This is a genomic window from Herbaspirillum sp. C9C3 (assembly GCF_013359625.1).
Classification (GTDB): Bacteria; Pseudomonadota; Gammaproteobacteria; order Burkholderiales; family Burkholderiaceae_D; genus Herbaspirillum.
On the sequence record NZ_JABFMQ010000002.1, the window covers coordinates 47,811 to 68,400 of the forward strand.

Below are 20,590 nucleotides of genomic sequence, written 5' to 3' on the forward strand. Positions count from 1 at the left end.
GGCTGCCAAAAAGCCGTCAGGAGCGGGTCAGGCTGGAGTAAAATACGACGTTTTTCGCCCCCTTCTTCGAATTCCTACCTATGAAATTCAACCGACTGAGCGATCTGATTTCCGCTGGCCAATTGCAAGGCAAACGCGTCTTCATCCGTGCTGATCTGAACGTCCCGCAGGATGATGCCGGCAATATCACCGAAGATACGCGTATCCGCGCGTCGGTCCCGGCCATTCGCGAGGCCCAGCAGGCAGGTGCTGCAGTGATGGTGACCTCCCACCTGGGCCGTCCCACCGAAGGCGAGTTCAAGCCCGAGGATTCGCTGGCCCCGGTGGCCCGGCGTCTCTCCGAACTGCTGGGCAGTGAAGTCAAGCTGATCGCCAACTGGGTTGATGGCGTGGATGTGCAGCCGGGCCAGGTCGTGTTGCTGGAAAATTGCCGCCTGAACAAGGGCGAAAAGAAGAACAGCGACGAGCTGGCGCAAAAGATCGCCAAGCTCTGCGATATCTACGTCAACGATGCTTTCGGTACCGCACACCGTGCCGAAGCCACCACCTATGGTGTAGCCAGGTTTGCCCCCATCGCCTGCGCCGGCCCGCTGCTGGCCGCCGAGCTCGATGCCCTGGGCCAGGCACTGAATCAGCCGGCCCGTCCGCTGGTGGCCATCGTGGCCGGTTCCAAGGTCTCCACCAAGCTGACCATCCTGAAGACCCTGGCCGAGAAGGTCGACAACCTCATCGTCGGTGGCGGCATCGCCAACACCTTCATGCTGGCTGCCGGTTTGAAGATCGGCAAGTCGCTGGCCGAGCCTGACCTGGTGGATGACGCCAAGGCCATCATCGAGTTGATGGCCAAGCGCGGCGCTTCGGTGCCCATCCCCACCGACGTCGTGGTGGGCAAGGAATTCTCTCCGACCGCAGCGGCCACCGTGAAGGCGGCTAGCGACGTGGCCGACGACGACATGATCTTCGACATCGGCCCCGAAACTGCGGCCGCCCTGGCCGAGCAGCTGGGCCGCGCCGGCACCATCGTCTGGAACGGTCCGGTGGGCGTGTTCGAGTTTGACCAGTTCGGCCGTGGCACCGAGACCCTGGCCCGCGCCATCGCGGCTTCCCAGGGCTTCTCGATTGCCGGTGGTGGCGACACCCTGGCCGCCATTGCCAAGTACGACATCGCCGACAAGGTCGGCTACATCTCCACCGGTGGTGGCGCTTTCCTGGAATTCCTGGAAGGCAAGACCCTGCCGGCTGTCGAGATCCTGCTGCAACGCGCGCAGTAAGCATGACCGGCGCTGCGCCCTGTTGCCGGGCGCGGCGCCCGGCTGTTCCATCCGGATTCTGAGTCTGTAGCACCACCAATGATGAACGCGTCCGAGACGCGCGTTCGGGGCGGAAGCTCTCCGCCTGATCGGCCCTGCATCGGGCCGGGCAGCGGGCTTCTATCACCAAGTCGCAACCAGAAGGTATTCATGTCCAGAGCAACAAAAATCGTCGCCACCATCGGTCCCGCTTCCAGCGACCGTGAGACCCTGACCCGCATGATCCGCGCCGGCGTTGACGTCGTGCGCCTCAATTTCTCGCACGGCAAGCCGCAGGACCACATCGACCGCGCTACCCTGGTGCGCGAAGTGGCCGACGAATGCGGCAAGAAGGTCGCCATCATGGCCGACCTGCAAGGTCCCAAGATCCGCGTGGGCAAGTTCGAGAATGGCAAGATCATGCTGGCCAACGGCGACAAGTTCATCCTCGATTCCGATTGCCAGATGGGCAATCAGGAACGCGTGGGCCTGGACTACAAGGCACTGCCGCGTGACCTGAAGGGCAACGACATCCTGCTGTTGAACGATGGCCTGATCGTGCTCAAGGTCGAGCGCGTGATCGGCAACGAGATTCACACCGTGGTCAAGATCGGCGGCGAGCTGTCCAACAACAAGGGCATCAACCGCCAGGGTGGCGGCCTGTCCGCACCGGCGCTGACGGCCAAGGACATGGACGACATCAAGACCGCCATGAGCTTCCAGGCTGATTACGTGGCCGTGTCCTTCCCCAAGAACGCCACCGACATGGAAATGGCGCGTCAGCTCTCCAACGTGGCCGGTGAGCCCTTCGGCCACAAGCCGATGATGATCGCCAAGATCGAGCGCGCCGAAGCCATCCCCCTGCTGCAGGAAATCCTGGATGCCTCCGACGGCATCATGGTGGCCCGTGGCGACCTGGCCGTGGAAGTGGGCAATGCCGCCGTGCCGGGCTTGCAGAAGCGCATGATCAAGATGGCGCGCGCCTCCAACAAGCTGACCATCACCGCGACCCAGATGATGGAGTCCATGATCGTCAACGCCGTGCCGACCCGCGCCGAAGTCTCGGACGTGGCCAACGCCGTGCTCGATGGCACCGATGCCGTCATGACCTCGGCCGAGACCGCCTCCGGCAAGTATCCGGTAGAAACCGTGGAAGCCATGTCGGCCATCTGCCTGGAAGCCGAGCGCTCCGAGAATGTGCAGCTGGATGCGGACTTCCTGAACCTGCGCTTTACCCGCGTGGACCAGTCCATTGCCTACGGCGCACTGTTCACCGCGCACCACCTGCGCGTGAAGGCGATTGCCGCGCTCACCGAATCCGGTTCGACGGCGCTGTGGATGAGCCGTCACAACATCGATATCCCGATCTTCGCGATCACCCCCAATGTCGCCACGCGCCGCAAGGCGGCCCTGTTCCGCAATGTGCACACGCTGGAACTGGCCCAGGCGCCCGACACCGAAGCCATGTTGAAGGGCGCCCAGGATCTGCTGCTGGCGCAAGGCGTGGTGCAGAAGGGTGATCTCATCGTCGTGACCTGGGGCGAGCCCATCGGTCAGGTCGGCGGCACCAATGCGCTGAAGATCCTGCGCGTTGGCGAGTACTGATTTTTTCATCGTTCTGGAGTTTCATCATGCCTCTCGTATCCATGCGTCAATTGCTGGACCACGCCGCTGAAAACGGTTATGGCCTGCCGGCTTTCAACGTCAACAACCTGGAGCAGGTCACCGCCATCATGGAAGCCGCCAACGAAGTCGGCGCGCCCGTGATCATGCAGGCCTCCGCCGGTGCCCGCAAATATGCCGGTGAAGCCTTCCTGCGCCACCTGATCTCGGCGGCCGTGGAAGCCTATCCGCACATCCCGGTGGTGATGCACCAGGATCACGGCCAGTCGCCGGCCGTCTGCATGGCCGCCATCAAGTCCGGTTTCTCTTCGGTCATGATGGATGGTTCGCTGGAAGCCGACGGCAAGACCGTGGCCAGCTACGAGTACAACGTCGAAGTCTCGCGCAAGGTGGTGGAGTTCTCGCACGCCATCGGCGTGACCGTGGAAGCCGAACTGGGCGTACTGGGTTCGCTGGAAACCATGAAGGGTGACAAGGAAGACGGCCACGGCGCCGACGGCACCATGACCCGCGAACAGCTGCTCACCGACGTGAATCAGGCTGCCGACTTCGTCAAGGCCACCCAGTGCGACGCGCTGGCCATTGCCATCGGTACTTCGCACGGTGCCTACAAGTTCTCGCGCAAGCCCACCGGCGACATCCTGGCGATTGATCGCATCAAGGAAATCCACGCCCGCATCCCCAACACCCACCTGGTGATGCACGGTTCTTCGTCGGTGCCGCAGGAACTGCTGGCCGAGATCCGCGAATTCGGCGGTGACATGAAGGAAACCTACGGCGTGCCCGTCGAAGAAATCCAGGAAGGTATCAAGCACGGCGTGCGCAAGATCAACATCGACACCGACATCCGTCTGGCCATGACCGGTGCGATCCGCCGCTACCTGTTCGAGAACCCGTCCAAGTTCGACCCGCGCGACTACCTCAAGCCCGCCCGCGAAGCCGCCAAGCTGGTCTGCAAGGCGCGTTTCCTGTCCTTCGGTTGCGAAGGCCAGGCTGGCAAGATCAAGCCGGTCTCGCTGGAAAAGATCGCCGAGAAGTACAAGAGCGGCGAACTGGCACAGATCGTCCAGTAAGCGCACAAGCGTTCATCGGCCTACGCCGGACGCAAGGCCCCACCGACCGGAATCGCCCTGAAAATGGCGATTCCGGTTTTTGACTTTACGAGAAGACCACCATGAGCAGTCTCTACAAATCCTCGATCACTTCCCTGCCGCTGTTGGGCACAGGCAAGGTCCGCGAAAACTATGCCGTCGGCGACGACAAGCTGTTGATCGTGACCACCGACCGCCTGTCGGCCTTCGACGTCATCATGAATGAACCGATCCCCGGCAAGGGCAAGGTCCTGAACCAGATGAGCGATTTCTGGTTCGACAAGCTGGGCCACATCGTGCCCAATCACCTGACCGGCGTCGATCCCGAGTCCGTGGTGAGCCCGGCCGAAGTGGAGCAGGTGCGCGGACGCGCCGTGGTGGCCAAGCGCTTGAAGCCGATCCTGGTGGAAGCCGTGGTGCGCGGCTACATCATCGGTTCCGGTTGGAAGGATTACCAGGCCACCGGTGCGATCTGCGGCATCAAGCTGCCGGCCGGTCTGCAACAGGCTTCCAAGCTGGAGCAGCCGATCTTCACCCCGGCCGCCAAGGCCGACCTGGGCGAACACGACGAAAACATCAGCTTTGAAGAAACCGAAAAGCGCATCGGCTCCGAGCTGGCCCACAAGATCCGCGACGTCGCCATCCAGCTCTACAAGGAAGCCGCTGACTATGCGGCCACGCGTGGCATCATCATCGCCGATACCAAGTTCGAATTCGGCCTGGATGACAATGGCGTGCTGCACCTGATGGATGAAGTGCTGACTGCGGACTCTTCGCGCTTCTGGCCGGCAGACAGCTACCAGGTCGGCATCTCGCCACCGTCCTTCGACAAGCAATTCGTGCGCGACTACCTGGAAACCGTCGAGGGCTGGCAGAAGACCCCGCCTGCACCGGCGCTTCCGGCCGATGTGATCGAAAAGACCGGCGCCAAGTACCGCGAGGCGCTGGAACGCCTCACCGGCGAGAAGCTCAAGGACTGACGGGGGCGGATATGAACGATACTGTCAAACCGCTGATCGGCGTGGTCATGGGCTCGTCCTCGGACTGGGAGGTGATGCAGAATGCGGTCGCCATCCTGAAGGACTTTGGCGTGCCCTTCGAAGCCCAGGTGATTTCCGCACACCGCATGCCGGACCAGATGTTTGCCTACGCCGAGAGCGCCCGCGCGCGCGGGCTGCGCGCCATCATCGCCGGTGCCGGCGGTGCCGCGCACCTGCCGGGTATGATCGCGGCCAAGACCATCGTGCCGGTGCTGGGTGTGCCCGTGCCCTCCAAGTACCTGCGTGGCGAGGATTCGCTGCTGTCCATCGTGCAGATGCCCAAGGGCATTCCGGTGGCCACCTATGCCATCGGTGAAGCCGGTGCCGCCAATGCGGCGCTCTCCGCCATCGCCATGCTGGCCACCACCGACGCGGCTCTGGCTGAAAAGCTGGAAGCCTTCCGCAAGACCCAGACGCAAGTCGCCCTCGACATGAAGTTGCCTGTATGACCCAGCAGTCCGCCTCCACCCTTCGTCCCGCCGTTCCCTCGACCACCCCGGCCACCTGGCTGGGCGTGATGGGCGGTGGCCAGCTCGGTCGCATGTTCGCCCACGCGGCGCAGAGCATGGGCTTCAAGGTCGCCGTGCTGGAAGCCGATGCCGACTGCCCGGCCGGGCAGGTGGCGGACCGCCTCATCAACGCCGCCTACGACGACGGTGCGGCGCTGGCGGAGTTGGGTGCGCTGTGTGCAGCGGTGACGACCGAGTTTGAAAATGTCTCGGCCAGGAGCCTGGCCACGCTGGCGGCGCAGACCTTCGTGGCACCGGCTGCGTCTGGTGTGTCGATTGCGCAGGACCGCACGGCCGAGAAGGCTTTCTTCACCGAATGCGGATCGCAGTCCGGCGTGCTGCCGGCACCGCACCTGGTGATCAATAGCGAGGCCGACATCGATGGCCTCGATGCCAACCTGCTGCCGGGCATCCTCAAGACGGCCCGCATGGGTTATGACGGCAAGGGCCAGGTACGCGTGCGTTCGGTGGAAGAAGTGCGCAGCGCCTTCGCGGCCATGAAGGGCGTGACCTGCGTGCTGGAGAAGATGCTGCCGCTGGCCTATGAAGTTTCGGTACTGGTGGCGCGCGGCCATGATGGTCAGGCCGTGGTCTATCCGATTGCCGAGAACGTGCATCGCGATGGCATCCTCTTCACCACCACCGTACCCGGCCCCAACATCAAGGCCGATGCCGCCGAGCGTGCGCAGCAGGCGGCTTTGCAGATCATCGGTGCGATGCAGTACGTGGGCGTGCTGTGCATCGAATTCTTCGTGCTGGAAGACGGCGCGCTGGTGGTCAACGAGATGGCCCCGCGTCCGCACAACAGCGGTCATTACACCATCGATGCCTGCGTCACCAGCCAGTTCGAACAACAGGCCCGCGCCATGGCGCGCCTGCCGCTGGGCGATACGCGCCAGCATTCGCCTTCGGTGATGCTCAACATCCTGGGTGATGTCTGGTACGAAGGCGAGGGCGATCAGCAGCGCGAGCCTGCCTGGGATCAGGTGCTGGCGCTGCCCGGTGCGCACCTGCACCTGTACGGCAAGGCCGAAGCGCGCCGTGGCCGCAAGATGGGCCATGTCACCTTCACCGCTGCTACCTTGGCTGATGCGCAGCGCCAGCTGGCAGCAGCCTGCGCCATCCTCGGCATCACGTTGTAAGCGAGGCGGGTGATGAACGACAAGCGCGCTTCTTCCACACCGGTCATCGATGCGGCGGCCATCATGTATGCCGCCCGCAAGCTGGAGCAGGGTGGCCTGGTGGCGTTCCCGACCGAGACCGTCTACGGCCTCGGTGGCGATGCCGAGAACCCGGCCGCGATTGCCGCCATCTATGCGGCCAAGGGACGACCGGCCAATCATCCGGTGATCGTGCACGTGTCGCCCGAAGCTGATATCGCTTACTGGGCCGCCTCGGTACCGGTGGAAGCGCGTCGCCTGATTGCCTCGTTCTGGCCGGGTCCGCTCACGCTCATTCTCAAGCGTGCGGCGCACATTCCCGATGCCGTGGCCGGTGGCCAGGATTCGGTAGGTGTGCGTTGCCCTTCGCATCCGGTGGCGCAGGCGCTGCTGCGGGAATTCCGCGGCGGCAAGGGCGGCATCGCCGGTCCCTCGGCCAACAAGTTCGGACATGTCAGCCCGACTACCGCCGAGCATGTGCGCGAGGAATTCGGCAACGATGCCCACAGCCTGGTGGATTACGTGCTCGATGGTGGGCAGAGTGAAGTGGGCATCGAGTCCACCATCGTCGATCTGTCCCGCATCGACACGCATGGTCCGGTGCTGCTGCGTCCAGGCCAGATCAGCGCCGACCGTATCGCTGCGGTACTGGGCGTTCCCCTGGCCACGCCCGATGCCACTGCACCGCGTGCTTCGGGGACGCTCGATGCTCATTACGCGCCGCATACGCCGGTGGTGCAGGCGGCGGTGAGCGAGCTCCCTGATCTGTTGCACAGGCTGGCTGGCATCGGCCAGAAGCTCGCCCTGATTCAACGCCAATTCCGTGGCGAAGAGCTGCCCGCAGTGATGGCCACCCGTACCATGCCCCAGAGCGCCGATGCCTATGCCCATGACCTCTACGCCGCGCTGCGTGACATGGATCATGCCGGGGCTGACCTGATCGTGGTGGAGTCCTTGCCGCCGGCTGCAGAATGGCAGGGCGTCAATGACCGCCTGCGGCGCGCCGCTTTTGATTCGCAGGGTGTGCTGGCGCGCCTGCTGGAGCGCTGAACCGCAACACCACGGCAGCGCACACGCCATTGCACGCCACTAGCGCGACGGCGCTCGTATCGTGCTTGCAAAGCCCCCCCGGTCTGGTCGCTGCAGTCCCTCCCTTGTCCGGCCCTATCCCGGTCTGCCGCTCTGGTACTGACTTTCGGGTCAGTACTCGGTTGCCAAAAGAAGACAAGCACGGTCGTGCTCTTCACATCTTCTATACAAACTGTGACAAAGCTGGCATAGTATCTCCACGAAATAGCACGTGCGTTCTTTTTGTTTCGTCAGCGTAAAAACGCGTATCCATCAGTTACGTGAACTTACGCAGAATAATGAAAAAACGGTAACCAGCCGTGAACCCAATCCCGTCAGACGCCAGACGTCGGGAATAAAAAATCCGGGCACTGCCCGCAACTCTTGGAGACAGCAATGCAAAAACAATTTTCCTTCCTGCCCAAAATCGCCGCCCTGTCCGTGATGGCGGCGTGCGCTGTACCGGCCATGGCGCAGACGGCGGGCAGCAATATCGTCAACCTGGGCTGGTTCCATCTGGCGCCGCAGGATTCCAGCGAGACCCTGCGCAAGAACGATGGTCCTGGCGCTGGCCCGGTCGCTGGTTCGGGCGCCACCATCGGCAACGCCGATACACTGGGTATCGCCTTCACCCACTTCTTCACCGACAACATTTCGCTGACTGCTGACTTGGGCATTCCGCCGACCTTCGAGCTCGACGGCACCGGCACGCTGGCCGGCGTGGGCAAGATCGGCCAGGCCAAGCAGTGGAGCCCGGCGATTGTGGCGAAGTATCACTTCGGTGATGCCAACAGCGCCTTCCGCCCCTTCGTCGGTGCCGGCGTGACCTACGTCTGGTACGACAGCGTTGAGCTGACCAATGGCTTCCAGAGCACCATCTCCAGCAAGTACACCAATGGTGCCGTTACCAGCGCCAAGTCCAGCGCCAGCCTGAGCTCATCGTGGGCGCCGGTGCTGACCGTGGGTGCCAACTACAACTTCGACAAGAGCTGGTCCGTGGGTCTGTCCGTGTCGTACATTCCCTTGAAGACGGATGCCACGATTACCACCGAGTTGCCAGCACTGGCCGGTGGTACTACGCACTCCAGCACCAGCCTGACGATCAATCCGATCGTGACCTTCCTGTCGGTGGGCTACAAGTTCTAAGACTGAAAACCCGCTGCAAAAAAATGGCGCCCGGAGCAAATCCGGGCGCCATTTTCATTGATGCGACCGGCAACAGCGCCGGCCCTGGTGTTCAGAATGTTTCGGTCTTGACGAAGCGGCCATTGTGGAAGACCAGGGCAGCCTTCGGATCGACTTCGCAGTGTTCGACTTCACCGACGAAGATGACGTGGTCGCCTTCCGGGTACTGGCTGCGGTTGTGGCATTCGAACCAGGCCGAGGCGCCATCCAGCACGGGCTGGCCGGTGCGCGAGAGGGAGTAGGGCACGCCTTCGAAGCGGTTTTCCATCTTGCTGGCGAACTGTTGCGCCAGATGTGCCTGGTCGGCGCCGAGGATGTTGATGACGTAATGCGAATTGCCGGAGAACACCGGCAGGCTGTTGGCGCGCGTACCCAGGCTCCACAGCACCAGGGGCGGGTCCAGCGAGACCGAGTTGAAGGAGCTGGCGGTCAGTCCCAGCAAGCTGCCATCGGCCAGTCGGGTGGTGATGACGGTGACGCCCGTGGCGAACTGCGACAGGGCCTGGCGAAAGTGCGCCGCGTCGAACTGACGCGCTTCGGCGCGGGGGAAACGTGTGTGCATCGGGAGTCTGGTTGGAGGTCGAAGCGCCCGGCATTTGCCTTGCGGACAGCCGGTCAATGCGCAGAGATGCACATGATAGCGGATCGCGCGCAGTCTTGCCGTGCTGGCCGGTCACGGTTGCCTGGCAGCTTGACACTGCTTCACATCGACCGCACCTGAAGCACTGAATTGGGGTAAAGTTTGGCAACAAGCAACTTAACGGGAGAACATCATGGCCACGGAAATTGCAGTACTGGGCGGCGGTTGCTTCTGGTGCCTGGAAGCGGTCTACCAGCAGGTCAAGGGCGTGCAGTCGGTGGAGTCTGGCTATACCGGCGGCAGCGTCGCCAATCCCAGTTATGAACAGGTGTGTGGCGGTCAGACCGGGCATGCGGAAGTGGTCAAGCTGGCCTTCGATCCGCAGCAGATCAGCTTCCGCGAGATTCTGGAAATTTTCTTCACCATCCATGATCCGACCACGCTCAACAGACAGGGCAATGACGTGGGCACGCAATATCGTTCAGTTATTTACTATCAGGACGACATCCAGCACGACACGGCCAGACACATCATCGCCGAGATGGCGCTGGTATGGGATGCCCCCATCGTGACCGAACTCTCGCCGCCGCAAACCTATTATCGTGCCGAGGACTACCATCAGAACTACTTCGTGCAGCATCCCTTCCAGGGCTACTGCGCCTTCGTGGTGGCGCCCAAGGTGGCCAAGTTGCGGGAGGTGTTTGCCGAGAAGAGCAAGCCTGAATAAAGCCTCGCTGCGCATCACTACTTACCACGTATGACGTACAACGGGCCTGCCCCCGGAAGAGGGCAGGCCCGTTGCTTCATGGGGCTGGCGAATGCTTATTGTTGTGCGTAGATGTACTTGCGCGACCAGGGCAGCTGCTGTGCGCTGCGGCCGGCCTTGGTGCAGATGACCTGATGCAGCGAAATCCAGTCACGTTCGAAACCGTAAGCACTGCCGGCCAGGTAGACGCGCCAGATGCGGTAGCGCTTCTCGTCGGTCACGCGATGGATGGCCTCGGCATTGGCTTCGAAATTGTCGGCCCAGATACCGCAGGTGCGGGCATAGTGGCGCCGCAGGTTTTCCACGTCAAAGGCTTCCAGTCCGCCTTCCTGCATGGTCCGTAGTACCGTGCTGATGTGCGGCAGTTCACCGGCGGGGAAGACGTACTTGTCGATGAACTCACCGGCGCCATAGGGCGACTCGCCATTCTCGATGTCGGTGCTGGTGATGCCGTGGTTCATGGCCATGCCGCCATCGGCCAGCAGCTTCCTGATCTGGGCAAAATACGTCGGCAAATTCTTGATGCCCACATGCTCGAACATGCCCACGGAGGTAATGCGGTCGAAGGTGCCGGTGACGTCGCGGTAGTCCTGCAGGCGGATTTCGATGCGGTCGCTGAGACCGGCCGCTTCCACCCGCTCACGTGCCAGGGCGTACTGGTTCCTGGAGAGCGTCACCCCCACGCAGCGCGCGCCAAATTTCTGCGCCGCCCGCAATACCAGCGCGCCCCAGCCGCAGCCGATGTCGAGCAGGGTCTGGCCGGGCTTCAACTGGATCTTCTGCAGGATGTGGTCGATCTTCTTGAGCTGGGCCGTGGCGAGGTCCTCGTCGCCGTTCTCGAAGTAGGCGCAGGAATACACCATGTTCTCATCCAGGAACAACTTGTAGAAGTCGTTGGAGACATCGTAGTGATACTGGATGGCTTCGGCGTCGCGCTTCTTGGTGTGCGTCACGTTGCGCACCATGCGGCCCAGCCGGCCCTCGGCCTTGAGGGTGTTGGAAGCCAGGCCGTTGGCGACCTGAATGATGCTCTTGACCTTGCCCTCGACCTCGATCTTGCCCTCGACGTAGGCTTCGCCCAGGTTGGCCAGCGAGGGCGTGAGCAGTGAAGTGATGGCTGAGGCATGAGGAACCTTGAGCGTGACTTCGGGCGTGCCGCTGCTGAAGTCGTAATGCTGTCCGTTCCATAGCTCCAGCCGCAGTGGCAGGGCCGACACGTTGCGAATGTTTTCTACCCAGGCGTCTAGCTTCTTTTCCCAAAACACGATGTCCTCCGCGTCAGTGATGAATGCTGTACGGCCCTGCCTGGCATGGGGATGTCGTCAGGGCTGCAGGCGCTGCCGTTGCCACTGGCCCGCATCGGAACGCGTATAGAGCACGCGGTCGTGCATGCGGGAGGGGCGGCCTTGCCAGAATTCAATGCGATCGGGAATCACGCGGTAACCGCCCCAGTGCTGCGGACGGGTCGGATGCTCCCCGAACTGTTGCTTGGTCGTTTCGTATTGCTGCTCCAGTGCCTCGCGGCTGGCCACGGTCCGGCTCTGCTGCGAGGCGATCGCGCCGAGCTGGCTGGCCAGCGGGCGACTGTAGAAGTACGCGTCGCTTTCTTCCATGCTCACGCGCTCGATCTTTCCTTCGATGCGGACCTGGCGTTCAAGTTCTACCCAGTGGAACAGCAGCGCCACGTAGGGATTTTCCGCTACATCGACGCCCTTGCGGCTGTCGTAGTTGGTAAACCAGGTAAAGCCCTGCGCATCGAACTGCTTGATCAGCACGATGCGCGAAGAAGGCCGCCCATCGGCCCCGACGGTGGCCACGCTCATGGCGTTGGGCTCGGGGACCTGGGCCTTGGTCGCTTCCTCGAACCAGACGGCAAACTGGTCTATCGGGTCGGCGGCCGTGTCGACTTCGGACAGGCTGGCGCGGCTGTAGTCTTTACGTAGGTCTGCTAACGACATGCTTCTTGCTCCTTGGGGAGTGGCGCTAGATTAGCGCGTTTCAAAATGTTTTGCAGAGCAGCAAAACGGCGAATGCGAGCCATTGTGCGGCCTGGCAGCCGATTGCTCCATGATCGCAAGCAAGGCACGCCAATAAAAAAGCCGATGCATTATCGCATCGGCTTTCACGCCTGGCCTGGGCGGAACCAGGTCCCGCCCGTACCGGGAAAGATCAGTTGGTCTTGATGGCTTCGACCTGGATGGCCAGCTTGGTCTCCATCGAGAAGCCATATTTGGCACCGTAGTCGATACCGAAGTCGGCGCGGTTGAAGGATGCCGAGGCATCGCCGCCACAGACTTCGCGCTTGAGCATGGGATGCTGGATGCAGGTGAACTTGTTCAGGGTCAGGGTGACCGGCTTGGTCACGCCGTGCAGGGTCAGCTTGCCTTCGACCGTGGCCGGCTTGTCGCCGTTGAACTTGATCGTGCCCTTGTATTCGGCGGTGGGGTACTTGGCGACGTCGAACATGTCGGCGCTCTTGGCGTGATCGTTCATCTTGGCCATGCCGAAGTCGATCGAGGCGGTGTCGACAATGATGTCCACGGTGCCGGTCTTGGCGGCGCGATCCAGGGTGACGGTACCGCTGGTCTTGTCGAACTTGCCGCGCCAGATGGACACGCCCATGTGGTCCGCTTCAAAGCTGGGATAGGTGTGGCTGGGGTCGATGCTGTAGGTGTCAGCCGCGTTGGCGGAGACGGCGGCAGTGGCCGTGAGCAGAGCGAGCAGGAGGTGATTCAGTTTCATGTGTATTGATTCCTTGAGTGAGAAAAACCGCTGGGGAGCCCGCCCCTTGCAGGGCGGTGCGTCATGGCGCGGAACGACTTCTTGTGATGTTGTCGGGTCGAATTACTGGGCGACGATGTGGAACTTGATGCTCACCTCATCGGCCACCATGCCGGTATCCTTCCATTCACCTTCGCCGATGTTGTAGGTCAGGCGCTTGATGGGGAGCACACCGTCGAAGACTTGCGCAGCACCGTCCTTCTTGACGGTCAGCGGGAAGCTGACATCGGTGGTCTTGCCCTTGATGGTCAGCTTGCCGGCCACGTCATACTTGCCTGCCCCGGCGGCCTTGATGCTGCTGCTCACGAAGCTGGCCTTGGGGAACTGGGCGGCGTTGAACCATTCCTTCTTCTGCACTTCCTTGTTGTACTCGGCTTCACCCAGGTCGAAGCTGGAGACGTCGATGTCCACCGAGGCCTTGCCCTGTTCCGGCTTGGCGGCGTCGAAGTCGATGGCGGCGTTGATCTTCTTGAACTTGGCATCGACCGGCACGTTCAGTTGCTTGAAGGTGGCGACGACAGTGCTCTTGGCGGCATCCACCTTGAGCGGGGCCGCCTGGGCGGAGAGGGTGAAGCAGGCCGTGGCGAGGGCCAGCAGGGTGGGCTTGAGGAAGTGGAGGGAGGAAGTGGCGGTCATGTCGGGTTCCGTAAAAAAAACGAGCAATATGAATGTTCTTGCGTAACAAGCGGCTTGCAGGGCATCAGGGCAGCATGCGCTTGAAGATATTGTCGCGATCGATGAACTGATGCTTCAGCGCAGCCAGCACGTGCAGGGCAAAGGCGGCCAGCAGGGTCATGTTGAGCCAGTAGTGCACCTCCTTGAGCAGCGGCTTGAGCTCAGGGCTGGGGGCCATGAGCACCGGCAGCGGCACCACGCCGAGATACACCACCGGAACGCCCGCAGAGAGGCTGTAGAAATAGCCCGAGACCGGAATGGCGAACATCAGCACATACAGCCCCAGGTGCAGACCATGCGCGGCCGATTGCTGCCAGCCCGGCATGTTGGCCGGATAGGCCGGGGCCTTGTGCGTGAGACGCCACAGCAGTCGCACGCAGACCAGGGCCAGCACGGTCACGCCCAGCCACTTGTGCCAGGAAAAATACTTCAGCTTGGTCGGCGTCAGGCCGGGAATGTTGACCATGGTCAGTCCCAGACCGAAGGCGGAGATGATCAACAGGGCAATCAGCCAGTGCAGCAGCACGGCGGGTTTGGTATAGCGTTCCATAGGATGTGGCGAGCGTAGGTGGCATTTGGAGCGGCTGGCTCTGCAATGGTTCTGCAGGCGGGCGGGCCGGGCTGGCGTCGAGAAATCCCGAAAGATTCCTGGCGGCAGGCGATCATGCCACTTTTTTTGACCTTGCCGAGTATAAAGAGCTTTGGCTGCTCGCATTACTCGCTGAAATGGCACTTCAGCCGTCCGGTTTTGCGAGTAATCCTAAGAATGCTTCACTATTTTGATGGCATAAATGAAAAATGGCGCACATTGCTGTGCGCCATTCGTTCAGTTTGTGGATCTTGAAGAGGAACGATCAGATTTGCTTGGCCAGTTCCACGGCGGTGCCGATGTAATTGGCCGGGGTCATGGCCAGCAGATGATCCTTGGCCTCTTGCGGGATGGCCAGGCCATTGATGAAGTCGCGCAGGGCGTCCTTGGAGATGCCTTTGCCGCGGGTCAGCTCCTTGAGTTGCTCATACGGATTCTCGATGCCATAGCGGCGCATGACGGTCTGTACCGGCTCGGCCAGCACTTCCCAGGTGGCGTCGAGGTCGTCGGCCAGGCGTTGCGGATTCACTTCCAGCTTGTTCAGGCCGCGCAGGCAGCTGTCGTAGGCCAGCAGGGTGTAGCCGAAGCCCACGCCGATGTTGCGCAGCACGGTGGAATCGGTCAGGTCACGCTGCCAGCGCGAGACCGGCAGCTTCTCGGCCAGGTGCTTCAGGACCGCATTGGCCATGCCCAGGTTGCCTTCGGAGTTTTCGAAGTCGATCGGATTGACCTTGTGCGGCATGGTCGAGGAGCCGATTTCGCCGGCCTTGGTGCGCTGCTTGAAGTAGCCCAGGGAGATGTAGCCCCAGATGTCGCGGTTCAGGTCCAAGAGGATGGTGTTGGTGCGGGCCACGGCATCGAACAGCTCGGCCATGTAGTCGTGCGGCTCGATCTGGATGGTGTAGGGGTTGAAGGTCAGGCCCAGGCGCTTTTCCACGACATCCTTGGAGAAGGCGGCCCAATCGGTCTGCGGGTAGGCCGACAGGTGGGCGTTGTAGTTGCCCACGGCACCGTTCATCTTGCCCAGGATCTCGACGGCGGCGATGCGCTTGGCTGCGCGTTGCAGGCGCGCCACGACGTTGGCCACTTCCTTGCCCAGGGTGGTCGGGCTGGCCGGCTGGCCGTGGGTACGCGAGAGCATCGGCACGGCGGCGTGTTCGTGGGCCAGCGCGGTGAGCTTGGCGATGACGGCTTGCAGCGAGGGCAGCAGCACGGTGTCACGCGCGGCCTTCAACATCATGCCGTGCGAGGTGTTGTTGATGTCTTCGGAGGTGCAGGCGAAGTGGATGAATTCGGAAGCGGCCACCAGTTCGGGCACATCCTTCACTTTTTCCTTGAGCCAATATTCGACCGCCTTCACGTCGTGGTTGGTGACGGCTTCGATTTCCTTGATGCGGGCGGCGTCGGCTTCGGTGAAGTCGGCGGCCAGCTTGTCCAGCAGCGCGCGCGCCTGGGCCGAGAACGGCTTGATCTCGGCAAAACCGGCTTCGGACAGCGCTTGCAGCCAGGCAATCTCGACCTTCACGCGATGGTGCATGAAGCCCGCTTCAGACAGCAGCGGACGCAGTTGATCGGTCTTGGAGGCGTAGCGGCCATCCAGCGGGGACAGGGCCGAGAGAGCAGAGAGGGACATGATGGAAAAGATGAAAACGGATGAGATGCGTTGACTGAAGATTGGCGAGTTTTGGCAGGCTTTTGTGCCAAAACCCGAACCGCCCGAGCCAAGCATTTTACCATCGGCACGCCGGACGGCCCAATTTTCCCGTCCGGTGCGGTCCGCAGGGACCGTTGCTTTCCGTTCCTGGCTTGATTCTTCATAAATTTGTCAGGAAATGCGAATGTTATAATCGAACGAGATCATTACTCCACACGCTATGCTAAAACTCATCGGCTCCAATGCCAGTCCGTTCGTGCGCAAGGTGCGCGTCGTGATGGCCGAAAAAAAGATCGATTACGAATTCCTCCTGGAAGATGTCTGGAGTGCATCGACCACCATCCAGGAAAGCAATCCGCTGGGCAAGGTGCCCTGCCTGTTGATGGATGATGGCGGTGCCATGTTCGATTCGCGGGTGATCGTCGAATACCTCGATACTCTCACGCCGGTAGGCAAGCTGCTGCCGCCGAACGGTCGCGAACGCGCCGAGATCAAGTGTTGGGAGGCGCTGGCCGACGGCGCGCTGGATGCGGCCGTGCTGGTACGTCTGGAAAAGACCTTGCGTCCAACCAAGCAACAGAGTCCGGAATGGATCAAGCGCCAATGGAGCAAGGTCGAGGCGTCGTTGAAGGCGATGGCCGATGGCCTGGGGGAAAAGCCCTTCTGCGTGGGCAACCACTACACCCTGGCCGACGTGGCCGTGGGTTGTGCACTGGGCTGGCTGGCATTCCGTTTCCCGGACCTGGCGTGGCGCGAGGATCATCCCCAGCTGGCACGCCTGTTTGACAAAGTGTCGGAACGGGCCAGCTTCAAGGAGACCGTGCCGCATCTGTGAGGCATGGCAACATTGCCGTCCTGGTGATGGACCCATGAAAAAAGCGCGCCCGGATGAGCGCGCTTTTTGTTTGCCCGGGGCTGGCGATTACTCGCTGGCCGGGGACATCTGGCTTTGCAGGTAATTCTGGATGCCGACCTTGTCGATCAGATCCAGTTGGGTTTCCAGCCAGTCGATGTGTTCTTCGGTGTCGTCCAGGATCATCTGGAACAGTTCGCGCGAGACGTAATCGCCATGCTGCTCGCAGGTGGCGATGCCTTCCTTGACGGTCTTGTGGGCCGCCTGTTCCAGCTTCAGGTCGCATTGCAGCATTTCCTGGGTGTTTTCGCCGATCATCAGCTTGTGCAGCGCTTGCAGATTGGGCAGGCCATCGAGCATCAGGATACGGTCGATCAGCTTGTCAGCGTGCTTCATTTCGCCAATGGATTCGGCGTATTCCTTGGCGCCGATCTTGTCCAGGCCCCAGTGCTTGTACATGCGCGCATGCAGGAAGTACTGGTTGATGGCGGTGAGCTCATTGGTCAGTTGAGCATTGAGCAACTTGATGACTGCGGGATCGCCTTTCATGGGGATTACCTTTAAAAATGATGTGAGAGGAAAACCGCGTTAATTATGGGTGACGTATAGCTGCCGGACCGCGGACGGTCGGATGATAGTCGAGTTGGTTTGATTGTTCATCAAGAATTAGCAGTAATCATTCTTACCTTGATTGTCTCGTTGACTGAAAATCAAAAAAAACCTCCCTCGCGACGCGAGGGAGGTTTTCCGGGAGCAGGCCCGCCTGGCAGGCGCATGCGGGGATGCGCCTTGCCGGGCAGCAGTCCCTGGTGGGCTTGCGATGGGGGATTACTTCTTGTCAGGATCGGTCACGAAACCGATCTTGGTCAGTCCCCCGGATTGCACGGCCGACATCACCTGCGCCACCTTTTCATACTGGGTGGTGCGCTCGGCGCGCAGGTGGATTTCGGGTTGCGGCTGCTTTTGTGCCGCTGTGGCGATGCGCACGCTCAATGCGCTGCTGTCGATCTTTTCCTCATTCCAGAACACGTTGCCGGCCGCGTCGATGGAAAGATTGATGCTTTCCGGCTTGACCTGGTCCGGCTGGCTGCTGGCCTTGGGCAGATCGATCTTGACCGCATGGTTCATCACCGGGATGGTGATGATGAAGATGATCAGCAAGACCAGCATCACATCCACCAGCGGCGTGGTGTTGATCTCGGGATTGAAATCGTCGTCCGAATCGGACAGGGAACCCATGCCCATCATGCTCTCCCGACGGCGGTCAGCTTGGCCTTGCCGCCATTGGGCTGGCCATCTTCACCGGCCGCACGGGCACCGGTGACGAACAGGGCATGCAGGTCGAAGCCGAACTTGTTGAGCTTGGCGATGGTGGTCTTGTTGCCGCGCACCAGAGCGTTGTAGCCGAAGGTGGCGGGAATGGCCACGGCCAGACCCAGGGCGGTCATGATCAGGGCTTCGCCCACGGGACCGGCGACCTTGTCGATGCTGGCCTGGCCGGTGGTGCCGATGGACACCAGCGCGTGGTAGATGCCCCAGACGGTACCGAACAGGCCAACGAAGGGTGCGGTCGAGCCGACCGAGGCCAGCACGGCCATGCCGGTCTGCAGCTTGCCGGAGGCTTCGTCGATGGCCTGGCGCAGCGACAGGGTGACCCAGTCGCTCACTGACAGCTGGTCATGCAGGTGACCCTTGTGGGCGGTGTGGTGGCTCATGGCGGTAACACCGGCCTTGGCCACTTCGGCGAAGGGATTGTCATGACCCAAGGTGGCTACGCCTTCCGGCAGGCTGGTGGTATCCCAGAACTGGTGACCGGCAGCGGCCGAGGCCTTGCGGAAACGCAGCAGCTGGAAGGCCTTGGTGAAGATCACGTACCAGGACGCAATCGACATGGCCAGCAACAGGACGGCGACGCCCTTGGTAACGAAATCGCCTTGGGCCCAGAGGCTTTCCAATCCGTACGGACTAACTTCCATGATGTTTCCTTCTATTTTTGGCTATCAGATGGGGAATGATGAAACGAAATGACTGCCTGGCCGGGAAAACCCCGGCCAGGCCAGATGCTTTGCTCAGTTCAGGCGGAAGGCCAGGCTGCCGACCGTGCTGACGGTGATCGCACGGCCGTTTTCGATGTACGGCTTGAAGACGGCACGCATGATGGCGTTGCGGGCAGCATCATCCAGGCGCGAATAACCGGAAGACTTGGTGATCTCGACCTTTTCGGCACGACCGCTGGTGTTGACCGTCACGCGGAACTCCACCACGCCTTCTTCACCCATGCGGCGCGAGACGCTGGGATAGGTCGGGTTGGGCTTCTCGATGTATTCGATGCCGGAGGTGATCTGCTTGGGCAGTACCGGGCCGGGTGGGGCGGCCGGGGCCGGGGTCGGTTCGGCGGCCACCTGCGGCGCGGGCGCAGCCGGTTGCGGCGGCTGGGGCGGTGCGGTGATGGCGGTCGGGGCCGGGGTTTCGGTCACCGGGATCGGTTTGGGCGGGGTCACGACCTTCTTGACGATCTTCACCGGTTTGGGCGGGGCCGGCTCGGCCTTGGGCGGCGCGGGTTCGGGCGCCTTCTCGGGGACGATGAAGGTGGCGATCACTTCCTTGGGGACGGCGCTGGCAACCTGGTGGACCAGGCCGCTTTGCAGCGCCCAGAAAAAGGCGATGTGCAACAGGATGATCAGGCCCAGGGGGCCGATCTTGCGTGCCTGGCGCATCAGGGCGCTGGGTGGGCTGATACTCATGAGAGACGGTGAAATGGCGTTCATTGATCTGAATCAGGCGGCGACCAGCGAGGGATGGAACACCATCGGACGCGCACCTTGCTGTGTTTGACGGGAACTGCTGAGGCATTCGCGCAGGACGTTCTTGGCGCAGGAATGGCATTTGCCGCAGCAAGTCCCCACGCCAAGCTGCTTGCGCAGCTCGGCCATGGAGGTCATGCCTGCGTCGACCGCCTGATGGATCTTGCCTTCAGAGATGTTGTTACAAACACATACGATCATTTTACGCCTTGCTGCCTGCTTCATCAGGCTCTTGTCTTGACGATGGCTAGGATCTCGCTCCTGCAACCATGCGCGAGAAGAAGTTGAATTTTTCCTGCGGCGGCATCGTCCGTTCCACCACATGCGCCCACTGTTCCGACAACTGCTGGCAGGTCGCCCGCAGCACCGGTGCCAGATTGGGCAAATCCGCCAGCGCCTTCAGGTGTCTTTCGATCACCGAAGCCAGCTTCACGCAGCTCTGCGTTTCCTGGCTGTTGTTGGCGGTGTAGTGCGACATCAGATGCAGCACGGCGGACACCAGAAGTTCAGGCTGGGCCGGTGCGTTGCTCGGTTCCACGAATGTGGACGTCATGTTCTCGTTGACCATCAAACTCTCCTCGCTGGGCTAGCTTGGCTGGCGGTGCGTCATGACGGACGACACTGGCTGGCCTGTTTATGGATCCACCTGGTCTTGATGCTGCCGGCTTACGCCGTCAGGATCAGCTTGTTCAACTGCGTCAGCCGCAGCTTGTAGATGCGGCCGCCATGATCGATCTCCAGTTCGCGCATCTGACGGAACAGGTCCGTGCTCTTGATGCGTGTGATCGGAGTCCCGTTGGCGGTCGTGCCCGGCTTGTTGCGACGGTCCATGCTGTTGTCGTTCAGTTGGCTCATTACAATCACCTCCTATTAAATGCGAACAATTCTTATTTAGATTATTTGCGATTTGCGGCGGGATTGCA

24 protein-coding genes are annotated in these 20,590 nt (G+C 61.5%); 10 read left to right on the top strand and 14 right to left on the bottom strand.

Annotated features, from left to right (window positions below):
• The first annotated feature begins 80 nt into the window (after positions 1-80).
• From HNO82_RS02500 to HNO82_RS02535, 8 genes are all read left to right on the top strand, one after another.
• Positions 81-1,271: a phosphoglycerate kinase gene (locus HNO82_RS02500; RefSeq protein ID WP_175342641.1), complete on the top strand. Its 1,191-nt coding sequence runs from the start codon at positions 81-83 to the stop codon at positions 1,269-1,271.
• Positions 1,272-1,460: 189 nt separating this feature from the next.
• Complete coding sequence (pyk, locus tag HNO82_RS02505) at positions 1,461-2,894, top strand: pyruvate kinase (protein WP_008325578.1); 1,434 nt, start codon at positions 1,461-1,463, stop codon at positions 2,892-2,894.
• Between the two features lie 26 nt (positions 2,895-2,920).
• A complete protein-coding gene (gene fba, locus HNO82_RS02510; RefSeq protein WP_006461735.1) occupies positions 2,921-3,985 on the top strand; it encodes a class II fructose-bisphosphate aldolase in 1,065 nt (354 codons plus the stop codon).
• A gap of 101 nt (positions 3,986-4,086) precedes the next feature.
• Positions 4,087-4,983, top strand: coding sequence for a phosphoribosylaminoimidazolesuccinocarboxamide synthase (locus tag HNO82_RS02515; protein WP_175342642.1), 897 nt, complete (start codon positions 4,087-4,089; stop codon positions 4,981-4,983).
• Positions 4,984-4,994: 11 nt separating this feature from the next.
• The gene (gene purE / locus HNO82_RS02520; protein ID WP_008325593.1) at positions 4,995-5,492 is read left to right on the top strand and encodes a 5-(carboxyamino)imidazole ribonucleotide mutase; all 498 of its coding nucleotides are present in this window, start codon (positions 4,995-4,997) and stop codon (positions 5,490-5,492) included.
• Positions 5,489-6,694: a 5-(carboxyamino)imidazole ribonucleotide synthase gene (locus HNO82_RS02525; RefSeq protein ID WP_175342643.1), complete on the top strand. Its 1,206-nt coding sequence runs from the start codon at positions 5,489-5,491 to the stop codon at positions 6,692-6,694. The genes purE and HNO82_RS02525 overlap by 4 nt, the downstream gene beginning before the upstream one ends.
• 12 nt (positions 6,695-6,706) lie before the next feature.
• The gene (locus HNO82_RS02530; RefSeq protein ID WP_175342644.1) at positions 6,707-7,762 is read left to right on the top strand and encodes an L-threonylcarbamoyladenylate synthase; all 1,056 of its coding nucleotides are present in this window, start codon (positions 6,707-6,709) and stop codon (positions 7,760-7,762) included.
• A 414-nt stretch (positions 7,763-8,176) separates the two neighbouring features.
• Entirely contained in the window at positions 8,177-8,926 is a 750-nt protein-coding gene (locus HNO82_RS02535) for an OmpW/AlkL family protein (protein ID WP_175342645.1), read from the top strand.
• A gap of 91 nt (positions 8,927-9,017) precedes the next feature.
• Here HNO82_RS02535 and HNO82_RS02540 read toward each other — a convergent pair whose 3' ends face one another.
• Positions 9,018-9,527: a flavin reductase family protein gene (locus tag HNO82_RS02540; protein WP_008325604.1), complete on the bottom strand. Its 510-nt coding sequence runs from the start codon at positions 9,525-9,527 to the stop codon at positions 9,018-9,020.
• 211 nt (positions 9,528-9,738) lie between these two features.
• On the opposite strand from HNO82_RS02540, the gene msrA reads away from it, so the two are divergent.
• Complete coding sequence (msrA, locus tag HNO82_RS02545) at positions 9,739-10,272, top strand: peptide-methionine (S)-S-oxide reductase MsrA (protein ID WP_008325606.1); 534 nt, start codon at positions 9,739-9,741, stop codon at positions 10,270-10,272.
• A 95-nt stretch (positions 10,273-10,367) separates the two neighbouring features.
• On the opposite strand, the gene HNO82_RS02550 is transcribed toward msrA, so the two are convergent.
• From HNO82_RS02550 to purB, 6 genes are all read right to left on the bottom strand, one after another.
• Positions 10,368-11,576: a class I SAM-dependent methyltransferase gene (locus HNO82_RS02550; protein WP_175342646.1), complete on the bottom strand. Its 1,209-nt coding sequence runs from the start codon at positions 11,574-11,576 to the stop codon at positions 10,368-10,370.
• 57 nt (positions 11,577-11,633) lie between these two features.
• Positions 11,634-12,269 (bottom strand): pyridoxamine 5'-phosphate oxidase, encoded by a 636-nt coding sequence (gene pdxH / locus HNO82_RS02555; RefSeq protein WP_008325612.1) that lies wholly within the window; start codon positions 12,267-12,269, stop codon positions 11,634-11,636.
• A gap of 211 nt (positions 12,270-12,480) precedes the next feature.
• Complete coding sequence (locus tag HNO82_RS02560) at positions 12,481-13,053, bottom strand: YceI family protein (protein WP_008325614.1); 573 nt, start codon at positions 13,051-13,053, stop codon at positions 12,481-12,483.
• Positions 13,054-13,155: 102 nt separating this feature from the next.
• Positions 13,156-13,728, bottom strand: a complete 573-nt coding sequence (locus HNO82_RS02565) for a YceI family protein (RefSeq protein WP_175342647.1) — start codon at positions 13,726-13,728, stop codon at positions 13,156-13,158.
• Between the two features lie 64 nt (positions 13,729-13,792).
• Positions 13,793-14,317, bottom strand: a complete 525-nt coding sequence (locus HNO82_RS02570) for a cytochrome b (protein WP_175342648.1) — start codon at positions 14,315-14,317, stop codon at positions 13,793-13,795.
• Positions 14,318-14,621: 304 nt separating this feature from the next.
• On the bottom strand, positions 14,622-15,989 hold the full coding sequence (gene purB, locus HNO82_RS02575) for an adenylosuccinate lyase (protein ID WP_034349750.1): 1,368 nt from the start codon (positions 15,987-15,989) through the stop codon (positions 14,622-14,624).
• Positions 15,990-16,230: 241 nt separating this feature from the next.
• Between purB and HNO82_RS02580 the strand changes: the two genes are divergently transcribed.
• The gene (locus HNO82_RS02580; protein WP_008325623.1) at positions 16,231-16,845 is read left to right on the top strand and encodes a glutathione S-transferase family protein; all 615 of its coding nucleotides are present in this window, start codon (positions 16,231-16,233) and stop codon (positions 16,843-16,845) included.
• An 87-nt stretch (positions 16,846-16,932) separates the two neighbouring features.
• Here HNO82_RS02580 and bfr read toward each other — a convergent pair whose 3' ends face one another.
• The 7 genes from bfr to hemP form a co-directional block, all read right to left on the bottom strand.
• A complete protein-coding gene (gene bfr, locus HNO82_RS02585; protein ID WP_008325625.1) occupies positions 16,933-17,412 on the bottom strand; it encodes a bacterioferritin in 480 nt (159 codons plus the stop codon).
• A gap of 279 nt (positions 17,413-17,691) precedes the next feature.
• Positions 17,692-18,108: an ExbD/TolR family protein gene (locus HNO82_RS02590; RefSeq protein ID WP_008325633.1), complete on the bottom strand. Its 417-nt coding sequence runs from the start codon at positions 18,106-18,108 to the stop codon at positions 17,692-17,694.
• Positions 18,108-18,839, bottom strand: a complete 732-nt coding sequence (locus tag HNO82_RS02595) for a MotA/TolQ/ExbB proton channel family protein (RefSeq protein ID WP_039786252.1) — start codon at positions 18,837-18,839, stop codon at positions 18,108-18,110. Before HNO82_RS02595 ends, HNO82_RS02590 begins: the two co-directional genes overlap by 1 nt.
• Positions 18,840-18,932: 93 nt before the next feature.
• A complete protein-coding gene (locus tag HNO82_RS02600) occupies positions 18,933-19,631 on the bottom strand; it encodes an energy transducer TonB (protein WP_008325637.1) in 699 nt (232 codons plus the stop codon).
• A 9-nt stretch (positions 19,632-19,640) separates the two neighbouring features.
• Positions 19,641-19,868, bottom strand: coding sequence for a (2Fe-2S)-binding protein (locus HNO82_RS02605; protein WP_008325638.1), 228 nt, complete (start codon positions 19,866-19,868; stop codon positions 19,641-19,643).
• Between the two features lie 46 nt (positions 19,869-19,914).
• Positions 19,915-20,235 (bottom strand): hypothetical protein, encoded by a 321-nt coding sequence (locus HNO82_RS02610; RefSeq protein WP_008325640.1) that lies wholly within the window; start codon positions 20,233-20,235, stop codon positions 19,915-19,917.
• A gap of 98 nt (positions 20,236-20,333) precedes the next feature.
• Positions 20,334-20,522, bottom strand: a complete 189-nt coding sequence (hemP, locus tag HNO82_RS02615; protein WP_008325641.1) for a hemin uptake protein HemP — start codon at positions 20,520-20,522, stop codon at positions 20,334-20,336.
• Positions 20,523-20,590 lie beyond the last annotated feature (68 nt).